General features: G+C 41.0%; 18 protein-coding genes. 8 read left to right on the top strand and 10 right to left on the bottom strand.

Annotated features, from left to right (window positions below):
• Positions 1–173: 173 nt before the first annotated feature.
• A complete protein-coding gene (locus ACQYAD_RS14815) occupies positions 174–1,253 on the bottom strand; it encodes a D-alanine--D-alanine ligase (RefSeq protein ID WP_430239340.1) in 1,080 nt (359 codons plus the stop codon).
• A gap of 244 nt (positions 1,254–1,497) precedes the next feature.
• Entirely contained in the window at positions 1,498–2,280 is a 783-nt protein-coding gene (locus ACQYAD_RS14810) for a hypothetical protein (protein ID WP_430239339.1), read from the bottom strand.
• 307 nt (positions 2,281–2,587) lie between these two features.
• Here ACQYAD_RS14810 and ACQYAD_RS14805 point away from each other — a divergent pair, with 307 nt between their 5' ends.
• Positions 2,588–3,772 carry an FtsW/RodA/SpoVE family cell cycle protein gene (locus ACQYAD_RS14805; protein WP_430239338.1) on the top strand — a complete coding sequence of 395 codons (1,185 nt, stop codon included), beginning with the start codon at positions 2,588–2,590 and terminating at the stop codon, positions 3,770–3,772.
• Between the two features lie 87 nt (positions 3,773–3,859).
• A complete protein-coding gene (locus ACQYAD_RS14800) occupies positions 3,860–4,441 on the top strand; it encodes a DedA family protein (RefSeq protein WP_430239336.1) in 582 nt (193 codons plus the stop codon).
• Positions 4,442–4,461: 20 nt separating this feature from the next.
• Here the strand turns inward: ACQYAD_RS14800 and ACQYAD_RS14795 are convergent, their stop codons facing one another.
• Positions 4,462–4,794 carry a hypothetical protein gene (locus ACQYAD_RS14795; RefSeq protein WP_430239335.1) on the bottom strand — a complete coding sequence of 111 codons (333 nt, stop codon included), beginning with the start codon at positions 4,792–4,794 and terminating at the stop codon, positions 4,462–4,464.
• Between the two features lie 177 nt (positions 4,795–4,971).
• Here ACQYAD_RS14795 and gltP point away from each other — a divergent pair, with 177 nt between their 5' ends.
• Complete coding sequence (gene gltP, locus ACQYAD_RS14790) at positions 4,972–6,255, top strand: glutamate/aspartate:proton symporter GltP (protein ID WP_430239334.1); 1,284 nt, start codon at positions 4,972–4,974, stop codon at positions 6,253–6,255.
• A 65-nt stretch (positions 6,256–6,320) separates the two neighbouring features.
• Here gltP and ACQYAD_RS14785 read toward each other — a convergent pair whose 3' ends face one another.
• The 4 genes from ACQYAD_RS14785 to ACQYAD_RS14770 all read right to left on the bottom strand — a co-directional run bounded on the left by ACQYAD_RS14785 (position 6,321) and on the right by ACQYAD_RS14770 (position 9,561).
• Positions 6,321–6,815, bottom strand: coding sequence for a methylated-DNA--[protein]-cysteine S-methyltransferase (locus ACQYAD_RS14785; protein ID WP_430239332.1), 495 nt, complete (start codon positions 6,813–6,815; stop codon positions 6,321–6,323).
• A gap of 27 nt (positions 6,816–6,842) precedes the next feature.
• On the bottom strand, positions 6,843–8,030 hold the full coding sequence (locus ACQYAD_RS14780) for an MFS transporter (protein WP_430239331.1): 1,188 nt from the start codon (positions 8,028–8,030) through the stop codon (positions 6,843–6,845).
• Positions 8,031–8,163: 133 nt separating this feature from the next.
• Positions 8,164–8,625, bottom strand: a complete 462-nt coding sequence (locus tag ACQYAD_RS14775) for a DinB family protein (RefSeq protein WP_430239328.1) — start codon at positions 8,623–8,625, stop codon at positions 8,164–8,166.
• A 216-nt stretch (positions 8,626–8,841) separates the two neighbouring features.
• Complete coding sequence (locus ACQYAD_RS14770; protein ID WP_430239326.1) at positions 8,842–9,561, bottom strand: YebC/PmpR family DNA-binding transcriptional regulator; 720 nt, start codon at positions 9,559–9,561, stop codon at positions 8,842–8,844.
• Between the two features lie 289 nt (positions 9,562–9,850).
• Here ACQYAD_RS14770 and ACQYAD_RS14765 point away from each other — a divergent pair, with 289 nt between their 5' ends.
• From ACQYAD_RS14765 to ACQYAD_RS14755, 3 genes are all read left to right on the top strand, one after another.
• A complete protein-coding gene (locus tag ACQYAD_RS14765) occupies positions 9,851–10,381 on the top strand; it encodes a DUF5683 domain-containing protein (RefSeq protein WP_430239325.1) in 531 nt (176 codons plus the stop codon).
• A gap of 168 nt (positions 10,382–10,549) precedes the next feature.
• A complete protein-coding gene (gene hepT, locus ACQYAD_RS14760) occupies positions 10,550–10,870 on the top strand; it encodes a type VII toxin-antitoxin system HepT family RNase toxin (protein WP_430239407.1) in 321 nt (106 codons plus the stop codon).
• Positions 10,871–10,891: 21 nt separating this feature from the next.
• Positions 10,892–11,332 carry an N-acetyltransferase family protein gene (locus ACQYAD_RS14755; RefSeq protein WP_430239323.1) on the top strand — a complete coding sequence of 147 codons (441 nt, stop codon included), beginning with the start codon at positions 10,892–10,894 and terminating at the stop codon, positions 11,330–11,332.
• Between the two features lie 95 nt (positions 11,333–11,427).
• Here the strand turns inward: ACQYAD_RS14755 and ACQYAD_RS14750 are convergent, their stop codons facing one another.
• Together ACQYAD_RS14750 and ACQYAD_RS14745 are read right to left on the bottom strand one after the other, a co-directional pair.
• The gene (locus tag ACQYAD_RS14750; RefSeq protein WP_430239322.1) at positions 11,428–11,583 is read right to left on the bottom strand and encodes a DUF1540 domain-containing protein; all 156 of its coding nucleotides are present in this window, start codon (positions 11,581–11,583) and stop codon (positions 11,428–11,430) included.
• Positions 11,584–11,751: 168 nt separating this feature from the next.
• The gene (locus ACQYAD_RS14745; RefSeq protein WP_430239321.1) at positions 11,752–12,684 is read right to left on the bottom strand and encodes a substrate-binding domain-containing protein; all 933 of its coding nucleotides are present in this window, start codon (positions 12,682–12,684) and stop codon (positions 11,752–11,754) included.
• A gap of 156 nt (positions 12,685–12,840) precedes the next feature.
• Between ACQYAD_RS14745 and modA the strand changes: the two genes are divergently transcribed.
• Together modA and modB are read left to right on the top strand one after the other, a co-directional pair.
• Positions 12,841–13,629 (top strand): molybdate ABC transporter substrate-binding protein, encoded by a 789-nt coding sequence (modA, locus tag ACQYAD_RS14740; RefSeq protein ID WP_430239319.1) that lies wholly within the window; start codon positions 12,841–12,843, stop codon positions 13,627–13,629.
• A complete protein-coding gene (gene modB, locus ACQYAD_RS14735; RefSeq protein WP_430239318.1) occupies positions 13,629–14,285 on the top strand; it encodes a molybdate ABC transporter permease subunit in 657 nt (218 codons plus the stop codon). Before modA ends, modB begins: the two co-directional genes overlap by 1 nt.
• A gap of 56 nt (positions 14,286–14,341) precedes the next feature.
• Here modB and ACQYAD_RS14730 read toward each other — a convergent pair whose 3' ends face one another.
• A complete protein-coding gene (locus tag ACQYAD_RS14730) occupies positions 14,342–14,893 on the bottom strand; it encodes a DJ-1/PfpI family protein (protein ID WP_430239317.1) in 552 nt (183 codons plus the stop codon).
• Positions 14,894–15,008 lie beyond the last annotated feature (115 nt).

Genomic DNA, 15,008 nt, shown 5'->3' with positions numbered 1-15,008 from the left:
ATCAATCGAAGGTATGCTACTCTCTCACCAGTAGGTTAAAGCACCATTTTATTGCAGCAACCAAACAGGTTCATTCTCACAGTGTTAACATTCTTGCTCATAAAGGTGATCGTACCCTTTTATTGTAGCAACCAAACGTCCGCTCTTACATGGACCAAAAGTACTTCTCCGTATTAAAATGTGTATTTAATTCGCTGTTTTTCGGCATGCCGCTCTTTTGCCAACTCGACCAAGCGCTCGATTAATTGTGGGTATTCAACACCGCTGTGCTTCCACAAAAGCGGAAACATGCTAACCGGAGTAAAGCCTGGCATTGTATTGACTTCGTTAATCAACGCTTTGCCGTCTTTTGTCAAGAAAAAGTCTGCCCGGACAAGTCCTGAACAATCGAGGGCTTTAAACGCTTTAATCGCCATTTCCGCCAATTGCCGATATTCTGCATCGCTTACGTCTGCAGGGATAATCAGTGCCGTATCCTCGTCCTCATACTTTGCCTTATAATCATAGAAGTCTTTTTTCGGAACAATTTCACCCGCTACAGAACATTTCGGCTCATCATTGCCGAGGACACCTAATTCAATCTCACGAGCTACTACGCCCTCTTCAATGATGATTTTCCGGTCAAATTGAAAAGCTTCCACAAAGGCGGTTTCCAATTGTTCACGGTTTTGGCATTTGCTAATTCCGACACTTGAACCGAGATTGGCGGGTTTGACAAAACACGGGTAGCCCAATTCCGACTCCACTTGCGCATAGGCTTCCTCTTTCGCTTTTTCCCATTCTGAACGTGTATAAGCAACATACTTTACTTGTGCAAGTCCCGCTTGAGCGAAGATATTTTTCATGACAACTTTATCCATGCCGGCTGCAGATGCAAGCACCCCATTTCCAACATAGGGGAGATTCAACAATTCAAGCATTCCTTGAACGGTGCCATCTTCTCCATTCGGTCCATGCAGGAGCGGAAAAATCACATCAAGTTCGGCATCATTCTGCTGATCGGCCTGAAACAGCGCTGGTGCCAAAGACATTGGCGAAAGTTCATTGCCTTTGGAAAATTCAAGCTGCTGAACGCTCTGTACCGGGCTTTGCAGCTGTGGCCCCTTTATCCATTGTCCCGCAGTTGTTATGTAAATGGGATATACTTCAAATTTCTTAAGATCCAATGCTTTTATGACAGCAAGGGCTGTTTGCAAAGAAACTTGGTGTTCCGCAGACTTGCCGCCATACAATAAGCCGAGTTTCGTTTTCATCTAATTAAAACCTCCATTGTCTGATTCACCTATCCTATTTTATCACCGAATGAGCAAGGAAAGGCAACCAAACGATTGTTTTTTTCACACCGATGCCAAAAATTCAGTTACCAAACCTAATGGATTATTACCTTCTTCCTATTTTATGAACCATTTCATTTGCTTATGGCATCAAAAATACGGAAATCTCTCCAAAAGAAGTGGAGAGATTCCGTTAACGCTCATGTCCGCGGTCAGGTCGGATTTAGATCACATATAGCTTCCATTCCTTCGTTTTTCGGTCAAAGATAATTTTAGCATGGCAGGTTTTTGCCGACATTTGCTGGTATTCCTCATACATATCGTCCATATTGGCAAAATCACCGATGACCCAAATCGGAACTTCCAGCTTGCTTCGCTGCAAATCGGCATCCTTTAAGGAAATGCAAATCCCTTCTTTAATAAATGGGGTTAAAGACAGCAAAATTTCTTTATTGACCGGAGGGTATTGCCTTTTTTTCCGCATTCCAAGAAGCGTTTTTTCCCGCTTGAGCTTGCCCAATTTGCTTGAGATCGTCTCGCTGAGCAAATGGAAAAAATCTTTAAAGCTGCGGTAATACACTTTATTAAACCAGCCATCATCCTGGGCCAAGTAGACAAACCGATTGCCTAATTTATGATAAAAAGGAGGTTTTAAATGTTGCTTTAAGTGGCCTAAATAAAGAAGTTCCGCAATTTCTTGGTCCGATAATTCATTCAGCCCCTCTTCTTCCACAAAATCAATCCAGCAAAAATTCCCGTACCGCGAGACATCTTCTTGCGCCAGTTTCTCCACCCGATCCTCAGGACAGAATTCAAGCTGGGTATGCATATTAAAATCCGTATCATCAAACTGATGCTTTAACAAAAGTAAATGATTAAATGAATCTGAAAAAGCTGCGGAAAACTCATCAAATTCAATGCCATATGAAAGCACATACTGGCCGGCCTGGTTTAAATGGACATAGATAAGATCCCGTACGTCCTGATGATGCTTTTTCAAAGCCACACTCCTCCGATCAAGGAAAATTCCAATTCAGCATGAAAATGAAGAAAACAGCTTCCTTAAGAAACTGTTAAAACGTAAAAAATGAATTCCATCCCTTATTTTATCAAAAAATAGGTAAAATAGCTTATTTCATTTGTTTTACAAATTTACCAAGTCCCGATACCATACCGAACTATTATGAACCAATTACTCCTAAATTATTTTACACCGTTCTACAAAAATTTTGTAATATTTTCCTCATTCTATTGTGAAGAACCCCTTTATTTGCTAGCATAAAAGTAACAAATTAACAATTCGGGTGGGGCCAATGCGAACGAAAAAGAACGCCGATCAATTTGACTGGACATTAACATTGCTTCTTTTTTTATTTTTTCTAATCAGTTCTGCTGCCATTTACAGTGCCCAAGCCTCTTCCCAATACGGAAAAAACTTTCTTATCCTGCAAGTATTTTGGTACATTGTCGGTGCTGCGATTATCAGTTTAACCCTTTTGATCGACAGCGATCAATACCGGCGCCTTTCCTGGTTCTTTTATGGCTTTGGCATGTTGCTGCTAGTAGCCCTTTTTATCGCCCCGGATAGCATTGCCCCTATTCGAAACGGGGCCAAAAGCTGGTTTATTTTTCCTAAACTCGGCTCAATTCAACCTTCAGAATTTGTGAAAACATTTTTAATCCTTGCCCTTAGCAAAATCATTACCGGCCATCATGAACAGCATCCAGACAAATCGCTGCGAACCGATTTTGTTTTATTACTAAAACTAGGAGTCACCACTGCTGCCCCATTGGCATTGATTATGCTCCAGCCTGACCTTGGAACCGGCATGGTATTTCTATCGATTTTAACCGGGCTTATCCTTGTTTCCGGCATCTCCTGGAAAATCATTTTGCCGCTGTTTAGCTCTGGCGTTTCTTTTGGCGCTCTTATCCTTTATTTTGTCATTCAGAAACCCGATCTTCTTGAAAAATATTTAAAAGTAAAAAGCTATCAATTTGACCGAATCTATTCCTGGCTTGATCCGGCTGGTAATCAAACCAATTCAGGGTATCATCTTATGAAGTCATTGACGGCCATCGGCTCTGGTCTCGTGACAGGCAAAGGATTCGGTAAACGCGAAGTGTATATTCCAGAGGGGCATACCGATTTTATTTTCAGCATCATCGGAGAAGAGTATGGCTTTGTCGGCGGCAGCCTCGTTATCGGTCTGTTCTTTCTGCTGATCTATCATTTAATCAAAACGGCACTGGAAACCAATGATCCGTTCAATACATATGTTTGTACGGGAATTGTTAGCATGATTACCTTTCACGTTTTTCAAAACATCGGCATGACCATTCAAGTATTGCCAATTACCGGTATTCCCTTGCCATTTATCAGCTATGGCGGAAGCTCGTTAATGGGAAATATGTTTGCAATGGGGTTGATTTACAGCATTCGCTATCACCATCGCAACTATATGTTTTCAACGGAAAAATATCCCCTATCCAGTTGAAAAAGTTGATTTCAGCTCGTTTTTCATTCCATTCTTGCTAAAAATAGTATAAACTTGATATTGAATTTGTTAAAGTGAAGGTGAATGATGTCCAATTTTATTTACACTGTGCTGACGATGTTGTCTTCATTAGGTTATTTAGGCATTGCATTAGGGTTAATGATTGAAATTATTCCAAGTGAAATTGTTCTCGGCTATGGCGGTTACCTCATTTCAAAAGGGATGTTGAATTATCCGATGGCCATCATTGCTGGGATTATCGGCGGGACAATTGCCCAACTGTTTCTCTATTGGGCAGGCTATTACGGCGGCCGCCCTTTTTTAGAAAAGTACGGAAAGTATGTATTGATCCACAAAAAACATATTGATCTTTCTGAGCAATGGTTTGAAAAGTATGGAGCCGGGGTCATTTTTACAGCAAGATTCATCCCGGTGGTTCGCCATGCGATGTCGATTCCGGCCGGGATTGCCAAAATGCCGATTGGTAAATTTACATTGTATACCGTTGCGGCCATGATCCCTTGGACGATCTTCTTTCTCTATTTAGGCGAAGTCCTCGGCAACAACTGGGCGAATATTAAAACGATTGCCCAGCCATATGTCACGCCAATGATTCTCGCTGCTATCTTGATCGCCGTTGTTTACTTTTGGATCAAACGAAAAAAATAGCCACCCATTGTGGCTATTTTTTATTCAATTGAACGGCTCGTTTCATTTGAAAACTTCTTTTGCGCCCACGCATCCAATTTCTTCACATGCTTTTTCCCAATCGTAAAACCGTAAAGAAGTAAAAGGACAATGATCAAGGTGAAAACATCGAGCTGCCTTGATGCGGCAAAATTTATTATCCCCATTGTTACTTGGGGAATCACTCCTGTTAGAGCAAGTAGTACCGTTGCAACTTTAAACCAAAAAGAGGATTGGAGACGATAGCGTGCATAGAAAAGAAAAAACGTCGAAGCCCAGGCGAAGACTTCCAAGCTCGCAAGGATGATCCATTTATTTTCAACTAAAAATTCCATCTTTCTATCTCCCTCCAATCGCGAGCATACGATTGATTTTATCATATCTTTACTGGTCGTATAAAATGATTTCTCGACAAGAATGTTCATAATTTGACATAAATGGAGTCCTCATCATACTATTAACAATATAGCTCATTGTGGCCAATAATTGTTGATAGAGAAAGGACTGATACTTTGAGAAAGATAGGCTTAGCATGGCAAATCGTGATTGGGTTAATTCTTGGTATTGCCGTTGGGGCTATATTTTTTGGAAATCCCGCCGTACAAACCTACCTGCAGCCAATTGGAACCATTTTTATCCGCCTGATTAAAATGATCGTGATTCCGATTGTTGTTTCAAGCTTAATTGTGGGAGTTGCTGGAGTGGGCGACATCAAAAAGCTCGGTAAGCTTGGCGGCAAGACGATTCTTTATTTTGAAATCATCACAACAATCGCGATTATTATCGGATTATCCGCAGCAAATATTTTCCAACCTGGAACAGGCATTAATATGAATGCGCTTCACAAAAGTGATATTCAAAGTTATGTGACTACTACGAATGAAGTAGAGAAAAACCATGGGATGGTCGAGACGATTGTTACTATTGTTCCGGCAAACCTCTTTGACTCCCTTGTAAAAGGCGATATGCTTGCGATTATTTTCTTTTCTGTTTTATTCGGCCTTGGTGTGGCTGCAATCGGTGAAAAAGGAAAACCAGTACTGCAATTTTTCCAAGGTACGGCCGAAGCCATGTTTTACGTTACCAACCAAGTAATGAAATTTGCTCCATTTGGCGTCTTTGCCTTAATTGGTGTAACCGTTTCAACTTTTGGGGTATCCTCGTTAATTCCATTAAGCAAATTGATTGTTTCCGTATATGGAACGATGATTTTCTTTGTTATCATTGTTTTGGGACTAATTGCGAAATTCATGAAGATCAATATTTTTGATTTATTCCGTATTTTAAAAGATGAATTGATTCTTGCTTATTCAACTGCAAGTTCCGAAACCGTTCTTCCGAAAATCATGGAGAAGATGGAACGCTTCGGGTGTCCAAAAGGAATTACATCCTTTGTTATTCCAACCGGTTATTCCTTTAACTTGGATGGATCGACGCTCTATCAAGCGCTGGCAGCGATTTTCATTGCGCAAATGTACGGAATTGACCTTTCGATCGGACAACAAATTTCGCTTATGCTTGTATTGATGGTAACATCAAAAGGAATTGCTGGAGTCCCGGGCGTTTCATTCGTTGTCCTACTTGCAACACTAGGTTCTGTCGGCATTCCGCTTGAAGGACTTGCCTTTATTGCGGGGGTTGACCGGATTTTGGATATGGCGCGCACCGCTGTAAACGTTGTCGGCAACTCCCTTGCCGCGATTGTCATGTCAAAATGGGAAAACCAATACGATGCACAAAAAGCTGAAGAGTACTTGAGAGATGTAAAAGGAGATGCTCCTGCATTTCAAGAGTAAAACAAAAAGCTGTTTGACGGGTTCCTTAACGGACGGGTCAGACAGCTTTTTTTATTTGAGAGCAATCAGCTAAATTGATACCCTTCCAATTCCAGCAATTTTTCTTTGAAAGAGGTTCGACCTCCGGCATAGCCGACTAAATCGCCGCTCTTGCCGATCACCCGGTGGCATGGAATGATAATCGGCCATTGATTGGCCTTGTTCGCCTGTCCGACAGCGCGAATAGCTTTCGGGCTGCCAATCATTTCAGCGATTTCGGCATAACTTCGAATTTCCCCGTACGGAATCGTTTGCAACGCCTGCCAGACGCGCTTGCGAAAATCAGTACCATCGATAACAAGCGGCAAATCAAAACTTTTTCGCTGCCCCTTAAAATATTCCTCCAACTGCACAATGGCTTCTGAACAAATCTTGTTTCCGTCTTCCTGCACACTAGGATTTTCCGCTAAAAACTGCTCCCAATCATCTTCAAAAATTTCCACTCTCGTGATTCCCATCTCATTGGCCACAACCCGTATTGCCCCAAGCGGGGATTCGTATGCCGCATAACTAGTTCCCATTTGCACATTCCCTCCAAATCCATTTTTTCAAGCAGCGGCAGCTGAACGATTTTTCCAAAGCAAAAAAGCATAGAATAGCATGGAAAAAACAATCGAAAACGCTGCTGCAATATAAATGCTGCGATAACCAAGCAAATTGCCGATTTGCCCAAAAACCATTGCCCCAACCCCGACACCAAGGTCAAAAAACGAGAAAAACGTCGCGTTGGCCATTCCTTTGCGATTGGAAGCCGCCTTTTCAATCGCCCATGCCTGCAATGCTGGCTGAACCGTTCCAAATCCAAGTCCATACAGCAGCGCAGCCAAAAACAGAATCAAGCTGTTTGGAAGCCAAGCCAGCAAAAGCATCGCAGCAAAAATAAGCGCCGTCCCTGGCAAAAACACAGCCTTATGTCCTTTTCGATCATATAGTTGACCAGCAAATGTCCGCGATAGTAATAACGCTGCCGCATATTGCAAAAAATACCACTGAATTCCTGAGATATTTTTTTGCGCCGTATACAATGGCAGGAAAGAGGCAATCCCGCCAAACGTAATCGTAATAAAAAACAGCAGGACGGACGGCTGCAATGCGCTCTTTTCATAAAAATCCATTTTCACAGCTACTGATTTATCAGGCTTTTGTTCTATTTTTTTAAATTTAATGCGTGATGACAGCAAAAGAGCAACAAGCCCTAAAAATGAACAGATAAGGAAAAATTGGCTAAATGGCAATTTCGCCGTTAACGCCAAGCCGAGTGATGGTCCAAAGGCAAGCGCCAAATTCCCTGACAATCCAAAATACCCCATTCCCTCCCCCCTCCTGCTTGGGGGAATCAGATCTGTCGCAATTGTACCGGATGCGGTTGTAGAAAATCCCCAGCCAACACCTTGAACAATCCGCATCATGAACAAAAACAAAATGCTTGTTAAAAATCCGTAAGAGCCTACGGAAAGGACAAAAATCGCCAAACCGATCAGGTAGACAAAACCTCTTCCTTTTGTTTCAAGTGTTTTGCCTGCTAAAGGACGCACTAGCAGGGCTGAGAAGGTAAAGATCCCCACCACAAAACCAATCAATTGATTATTACCGCCTAAACGCTCAACAAACAACGGAATCGTCGGCAACGTCATTTGAAACCCTAAAAAAATAAAAAAATTTGCCAGCATGATTAAGATGAAATCCCGCGTCCAGATTTTTTCCTGAGCTTGTTCCCTACTTATTTGTTCATCCATTTATTCCATTACTTCCTCTCCATTTAATCGTCACTGTCTATTGTACAAGAAGATAGGAAAACGATCGAACAATGCCCTGTTTTTTTGCTAAAGACGAAAAGACGTCTCTACAAATTGTAGAAACGCCTCTCCTTTACGCATGCTCGATGATTCTTGCCATCGCTTGAATTTGTCCCAAGTGGTTTGCTTCATGAAAAACGGCCATGTTAGCAAGTTCGCCAACGGTTTCAAAACCTAGAATAGGTTTTTTCAGAGCAGCATTGTAGCGATCTGCCGGAATTTCCTTTATTCTGTTTAACTGGTCTTTTAATTGTTCAACCAGCACCTCGACAGACGGAACGTCATCACTGCTCCAGTCGCCAGGCTTTGTTCCATTTCCGAATAGCTGAACATAGCTTTCAGGAAGATGAGTTGAATTTTTCGGAAAGCCAAACATAAACTGCTCGGCAACGGTCAGCACATGGCCAATCATCCAATGGATCGTGTTGTTGAAACCTTTCGGCTGCACATCCACAATCGTTCGGTTCAGGCCATCAACCCTTTTGATAAAATGGTTCCGTGTTAATGTAAATTGTTTTACCAACAACTCGCTCATCTGCTTCTCCCCTTTAAAGTCCTTTTCTCATTATTTTAAACGATTGTTTGTAAAAGAAGAACAAATATGCAACCTGTAAACAAATGATTCATTTGGAGATCCTAGCAAAATCAGAAGGTTTTCGGCTACCCGTTCCGATCACCTCTTCATTCTTCTCGTTATTCGAATTGTAATGAAAATCAGACCCTTTTAACGGTCTGATTTTACGATTGGATGTTATTCACTTAAGTCGACATTATGGTAAACTTGTTGAACATCGTCTAAATCTTCCAGGGCGTCAATCATTTTTTCGAATTTCGCTTTTGCATCACCAGTGAGCGTGATTTCATTTTGCGGAAGCATCGTCAGTTCTGCAATCGTAAATTCGGTGATTCCAGCGTTCTTTAACGCTTCTTGCACGCTATGGAACTGATCTGGTTCGGCATAGATAATCACGTTCTCGTCTTCATCAAGTATATCACGGACATCCACATCAGCTTCCATTAAAATTTCCAGCACTTCATCCGCAGTCTTTCCTTCCAGACCAAAGACAGCTGTTGCATCAAACATATAGGCAACGGAGCCGCTGACCCCCATATTGCCGCCATTTTTGCCAAAAGCGGCGCGAACGTCTGAGGCTGTGCGGTTTACATTATTGGTTAAGGCATCCACGATCACCATTGATCCGTTCGGTCCAAAACCTTCGTACCGAAGCTCTGTATAGTTTTCATCCGCTCCGCCTTTCGCTTTTTCAATCGCCCGGTCAATAATCGTCCTCGGTACATTGTAGGTTTTTGCCCGCTCCAGCACCATTTTCAGCGCCTGATTCGATTCAGGGTTTGGATCCCCCTGCTTTGCTGCTACATAAATTTCGACACCGAATTTTGCATAAATCCGGCTCGTGTTTGCATCTTTTGATGCTTTTTTTTCTTTAATATTATTCCACTTACGACCCATTTATGAACACTCTCTTTCTACTTTGAATCTACACCAAATAGTAATATAAACGATGCTGCAACTTCAACTTTTTTTAAAATAAGCGCTGGTATTTCGATTCTATTATACATCAACTAGCATGCAGATGGGACAAGTTTCCTCTTTATTGAATTTAGTCTTTTTTTACCAATAGTCGTTTTGTTCGTATGTCTTTTATCCCAAAAAATGTGAATTTTTGGTGAAAAAAAGGGTTTCGGCCATTCAAAAGTAGTTTAATAGTAATATAAACACAATGTGAGGATAAGAATCCATGAGACAAAGTCATGATTACAAGTCACCCCTTGCCGCTATGTTCTGGTCAGCAGTTTTGCCGGGATTTGGCCAATTGTACAACAAAGAATATATGATTGGTTTTGTTTTGATCGGCCTCGAGTTCCTTATCAATAGTCAGGCAAAATTAAATTTAGCGATCGTTTATTCCTTCCACGGAGACTTTAAGCAAGCCCATGATATCATCAACTACCAGTGGGGCATGTTCTACCCATCCTTTTATTGTTTTTCCTTATGGCAGGCCTACAATCACGCCAAATCACATCAGCTGAAGCTAAATGAAATCCGGCAAACAAGAACCTACCTTTCCGGACTGTTTTTAGGTTTGGCCATTGGTATGAACTTCGGATTGTATTGGCATCATCTCCGCTTTTTATCCAATCACTTTTTAGACATGCCTGTATTTAACGGGATCACTTTTGGCCTACTCGGAGCTTGGTTTGGAAATTTTCTTGAGAATAGGGTTTACCGGAAAAGAAAAACAAGGATTAACGATCAAAAAAGGATTTAAAATCCGCTTTGGAGAATACATAAAGAGTTCGATGAAAGGCGGGAGAAATATGATTAAAGGTTTGAATGAAGCTCATTGCCTGTTAAAGACTTAACCGTATCCATCAATTTTTATAAAAAGCTAGGTTTGCACTTCGCCTGGCGTGATGAAAATACTGCGTTCCTTTGGATTGAGGAAAGACCCTATGAAATTTTTCTTATCGCTATTTTGAATATTCACCGTGCATGTGAGGCATCGATTGATTTAGCGATGCATGTTATTGCGGAAAAACGACTTGGGCTTCCACAGACAAGCCTGGATGCTTTTGATATTCTTCAAACCCATTCCATTATTGATAAAAACATGGCTAAACAGCTTAAAGCAATGGTTGAATTTCGAAATAGTGCAGTGCACGACTACCAAGCCATCAATGTGAATATTCTCATTCAAATCATCGAAAAACACCTTACAGATTTTTCAGACTATGCAAAAAAAATACTAGAATTTTGAATTGAAACCGGGGGATTTTAGATGATGATTCGTCCAGCTGCTGCCAAGGATATACCCGATTTGCACGGCTTAATGAAGGCATATATTGTTGATTTCTACAAACAGCCCGAGCCAAAAGAAGAGGAATTGAAAAATTTGATTAAGCATTTGCTTGGAAATCCTGCGGCCGGGCTCCAATTTGTCGCTGAGGAAAACGGTGAATTAATTGGATTTTCCACATTGTATTTCACTTTTAGCACGTTGAAAGTGAAAAGACAGGCGATTTTGAACGATCTCTATGTAAAGCCAACCGCAAGAGGGAAAAAAGTTGGAGAGCAATTGTTTCAAACTTGCCTCCAATACATCCGCGAAAATAATTTCGCCTCGATGACATGGGAAACAGCCAAAGAGAACCTCATTGCCCAATCTCTTTACAAAAAAATGGGCGGGCAACTCTCAGAATGGCTAGTATACGAAATTTAACGTCAGTTTTGGAAAAACTACTTTGCCTTTTCACGAATGATATAAATTCTAAATAGCCTAAAAAGGTAACCAAGCTATTGGTTACCTTTCCACCATTATCCTTCAGGCACAAAGGTTTTGCAATCTGTTTCTTCGCTTTTGGATGCCTGTTTTCCTTTGTGGCTGACAACATATATAGACTCCGCGCTGCATTTATTTCCATTGCTCCAGTAAGAACAGTTATTTACTTCACAAAGAACATCTTTTGCCAAAGTATAACACCTCCCTTGACATTATTATTTGCAAAACCGGAGGTCCTATGCTTTGGCAATTGAGCTTACCTATTGGAAAAACGGTTTATCAGACAACCTTATTTCTACTTTGAAAGTGTGCTTTGGCAACCGAACTTACTTTTTGGTAAAACAAAATAGAACAAATTGTTAATCCATTTCATAAATAATCCTTCCCGTGTTAGACGTATCATAGTCGCCAAGCGAATGAATTTCCGACTGAAACTGCGGCGAAGATAAAATTTGTCTTACCGTGCTGATTAATTTTTCTGAATGACGATTTTTTAACATAACGAGGTCATACCGCTCCGTTATTAATGGCACAAAATCAACCCCAACGATTTTTGCCGCTTTTTCATTTCCAATTCCCACATCGGCCATTCCAGCTGAAATTGCAGATGCCACACTTAAATGGTTGCTTTCTTCGTGGTCATACCCCTTGATCGTTCTTGAAGCGATCCCATTGATTCTCAGTTGTTCGTCTAGAAGAATCCTTGCTCCCGATCCCTTCTCCCGATTGATGATTTTCAAGTTGTCCCGCCTTAAGTCAGACCAAGTTGCAAGCTTCAAAGGGTTCCCTTTTTTTACATAAAAACCTGCTTTTCGCTTCAGGAGGTTGAGTAGAACGAATGAATGCCCCACCAAAATTTTCTTTATAAAAGGCAGATTATATTCTCCGGTATCCCCGTCAAACAAATGCAAACTGACAATGTCGCCTTCGCCATTGTACATCGAGATTAAACTATTTAAACTGCCTGTATAGGATCGCAATGGTTTAAAAATTGAATTTTTTTCAATATATTTTCCTAAAATATCCAGAACAAGGTCTTGTCCACTAATCACGATCGTTTTGGAATCCTGGGGATTCAGATTCGAACCAGCAGTTGCGGTTTGTATGGAAGGATCTTGATTGGTTTTGTGTTTGTGAATATATTGATCCAGGTCTTTGGCATCGATTCGCATCTGTCTTCCGACCCGAAATACAGGCAATTCGCCTTTTTTCACAAGGTCGTAAACCGTTAATTTCGAAACTTTCAATAACTGGGAAACTTCTTCAATTGTATAGGAAAGCTCTGTCGACATTCGCATCACCCCATCTCTTATTTTAACTGACCTTCTTGTAAAAAAGATATTTATCAAAAAAAATTGCCGAATGTGACCTTTCTTATAGTCTTTTATGTCATATGTAATTATAATTAGTTATAAGTAATTATAATCAGTTGGGAAGGAAGAAAAAAGTTGAACAAACAGTATCGATTATTTTTCTCAATAGTGCTGCTATTACTCGCCGTTTCCGGATGTTCTACCAGTGAACAAAGCAAAAAAACAGAGAAGACAGTTGAATTAACCGTCTCCGCAGCAGCCAGCTTACAAGATGCTTTAAATGACATTCAATCAGACTTTGAGAAAAATCATCCAAATGTAAAAATCCGTTATAACTTTGGTGGATCGGGAGCTCTTCAACAGCAAATTTCCCAAGGAGCACCTGTTGATCTCTTCTTCTCTGCAGGTGAGGATCCATTTAAAACCTTGGTGAATAATGGACTGATTGAAAAAGCAAACGACGCCGATCTGGTTGGGAATGAGCTTGTCCTCGTTGTTCCAAAAGATTCAACAAAAGGCATCAACGCATTTGAAGATCTAACGAAAGCGGATAAGCTGGCCATTGGCACACCTGAGTCTGTGCCGGCAGGACAGTATGCCAAGGATACGTTAACACATTTCAATCTTTGGAAGGAACTCACAAAGAAAATCATTTATACGAAAGATGTCCGTCAAGTGCTTACATATGTAGAAACAAACAATGTAGATGCCGGAATTGTGTATAAAACAGATGCGAAGATATCGCCAAAAGTTAAGATTGCTGCCACCGCAAAAGAAAGCACCCACGCACCAATCGTCTATCCTGTTGGTGTTGTAAAAAACAGTTCTCATTTGAAAGAAGCCAAACTATTTTATGATTTTCTTCACAGTGAAAAGGCGATAAAGATTTTTGAAAAGTATGGGTTTAAAGGTCTGATAAAATAATGGAAGAAACCTTTTGGTCTCCTGTGAGGCTGTCCATTGAGGTAGCCTTTTTTTCCGGTATACTCGTATTTGTTCTGGGACTATTTTTAGGAAAGCTGATGGCAAATAAGAAATTTAAAGGAAAGTCGATCATTGAAACAGCCTTTCTTTTGCCATTAGTATTGCCTCCAACCGTAGTAGGCTTTTTGTTAATCATTTTCTTTGGAAAAAATAGTCCGGTGGGGCAATGGATCGAGTGGCTCTTTCACAAACCTGTTATTTTTACATGGTGGGCAGCGGTGATTGCCTCAACGGTTGTCGCGTTTCCGCTTATGTATCAATCGGCTAAACTCGGGTTTGAATCGATTGATGAGGACATCGAGAATGCGGCTCGCGTTGACGGTGCCACAGAATTCACATTACTTAGGAAAATTTCCCTTCCGCTTGCATTGAAAGCCATTGTATCAGGGGCAATCTTGAGTTTTGCCCGCGCTTTAGGCGAATTTGGCGCAACATTGATGTTCGCAGGGAACATTCCTGGAAAAACCCAAACCATTCCCACCGCAATCTACGTAGCGATTGATTCAGGCAACATGTCACTTGCTTGGTTGTGGGTGTTGAGTATCATCGGCATTTCTTTTTTAATGTTAATTTCCGTGAACTTGATGAAAGCATGATGCTTTTGTAATAAAAAAGGAATCAGGAGACAACAGCGCTCTGATTCCTTTTTTTGTTACTGATTTAAAAGCTTGATAAATTCACGCATAAAGCCTGGAAGATCCGGCCATGCATGCCCGGAAACAAGGTTGCCTTCCACATGCAAATGGTTTTCAATATACGTTGCACCCGCTGCTTCAACATCCGGTTTGCAGGCAATATAAGCAGTCAGCTCGCGCCCCTTCAAATATTGGCTCACCGTTTCCAAAATCAGTGCAGCATGACAAATTGCCGCAACCGGTTTGTTTTCTTCAAAAAAGTGGGCAACAATTTTTGAAACATTTTCATTTAAACGAATGTATTCCGGAGCCCTTCCTCCTGGCAAAATTAAGCCATCATAGTCCTCAGGCGCAACATCCTCAAATGCCAATTGTGACTCGATTAAATATCCTTTTGACTCAGTATACGTATCCCAGCCGATAAAATCATGAATAACGGTTTGCAACTTTTTCTTCGATGGTGCAGCAATTTGTACATCGTACCCTTCTTCCAGACAACGGTAATAAGGATAAAACACTTCCAAAGCCTCAACTGCATCTCCAGTTAAAATCAATACCTTTTTTGACATGACGATCGCTTCCTCCTCTCAAAAATAGGTCTTGCCATAGTATATATTCGATTAAACCAAGCGAATTCCTTCAACCCTCTCTATTTCAGCAAACCTTCGTTTGTGGTTTTTATAA

It is taken from the genome of Neobacillus sp. SM06 (assembly GCF_050496765.1).
Classification (GTDB): Bacteria; Bacillota; Bacilli; order Bacillales; family Cytobacillaceae; genus JAEVLT01.
The sequence above is the reverse complement of the archived record's forward strand: the minus strand, read 5'-3'. Positions and strand labels throughout refer to the sequence as shown.

Excerpts from the sequence above, each read along its gene's own strand:
- ACQYAD_RS14815 (WP_430239340.1), bottom strand. The coding sequence starts at position 1,253 with ATGAAAACGAAACTCGGCTTATTGTATGGCGGCAAGTCTGCGGAACAC.
- ACQYAD_RS14805 (WP_430239338.1), top strand. The coding sequence starts at position 2,588 with ATGCGAACGAAAAAGAACGCCGATCAATTTGACTGGACATTAACATTG.
- ACQYAD_RS14800 (WP_430239336.1), top strand. The coding sequence starts at position 3,860 with ATGTCCAATTTTATTTACACTGTGCTGACGATGTTGTCTTCATTAGGT.
- ACQYAD_RS14795 (WP_430239335.1), bottom strand. The coding sequence starts at position 4,794 with ATGGAATTTTTAGTTGAAAATAAATGGATCATCCTTGCGAGCTTGGAA.
- ACQYAD_RS14785 (WP_430239332.1), bottom strand. The coding sequence starts at position 6,815 with ATGGGAACTAGTTATGCGGCATACGAATCCCCGCTTGGGGCAATACGG.
- ACQYAD_RS14780 (WP_430239331.1), bottom strand. The coding sequence starts at position 8,030 with ATGGATGAACAAATAAGTAGGGAACAAGCTCAGGAAAAAATCTGGACG.
- ACQYAD_RS14775 (WP_430239328.1), bottom strand. The coding sequence starts at position 8,625 with ATGAGCGAGTTGTTGGTAAAACAATTTACATTAACACGGAACCATTTT.
- ACQYAD_RS14770 (WP_430239326.1), bottom strand. The coding sequence starts at position 9,561 with ATGGGTCGTAAGTGGAATAATATTAAAGAAAAAAAAGCATCAAAAGAT.
- ACQYAD_RS14765 (WP_430239325.1), top strand. The coding sequence starts at position 9,851 with ATGAGACAAAGTCATGATTACAAGTCACCCCTTGCCGCTATGTTCTGG.
- ACQYAD_RS14755 (WP_430239323.1), top strand. The coding sequence starts at position 10,892 with ATGATGATTCGTCCAGCTGCTGCCAAGGATATACCCGATTTGCACGGC.
- ACQYAD_RS14745 (WP_430239321.1), bottom strand. The coding sequence starts at position 12,684 with ATGTCGACAGAGCTTTCCTATACAATTGAAGAAGTTTCCCAGTTATTG.
- modB (WP_430239318.1), top strand. The coding sequence starts at position 13,629 with ATGGAAGAAACCTTTTGGTCTCCTGTGAGGCTGTCCATTGAGGTAGCC.
- ACQYAD_RS14730 (WP_430239317.1), bottom strand. The coding sequence starts at position 14,893 with ATGTCAAAAAAGGTATTGATTTTAACTGGAGATGCAGTTGAGGCTTTG.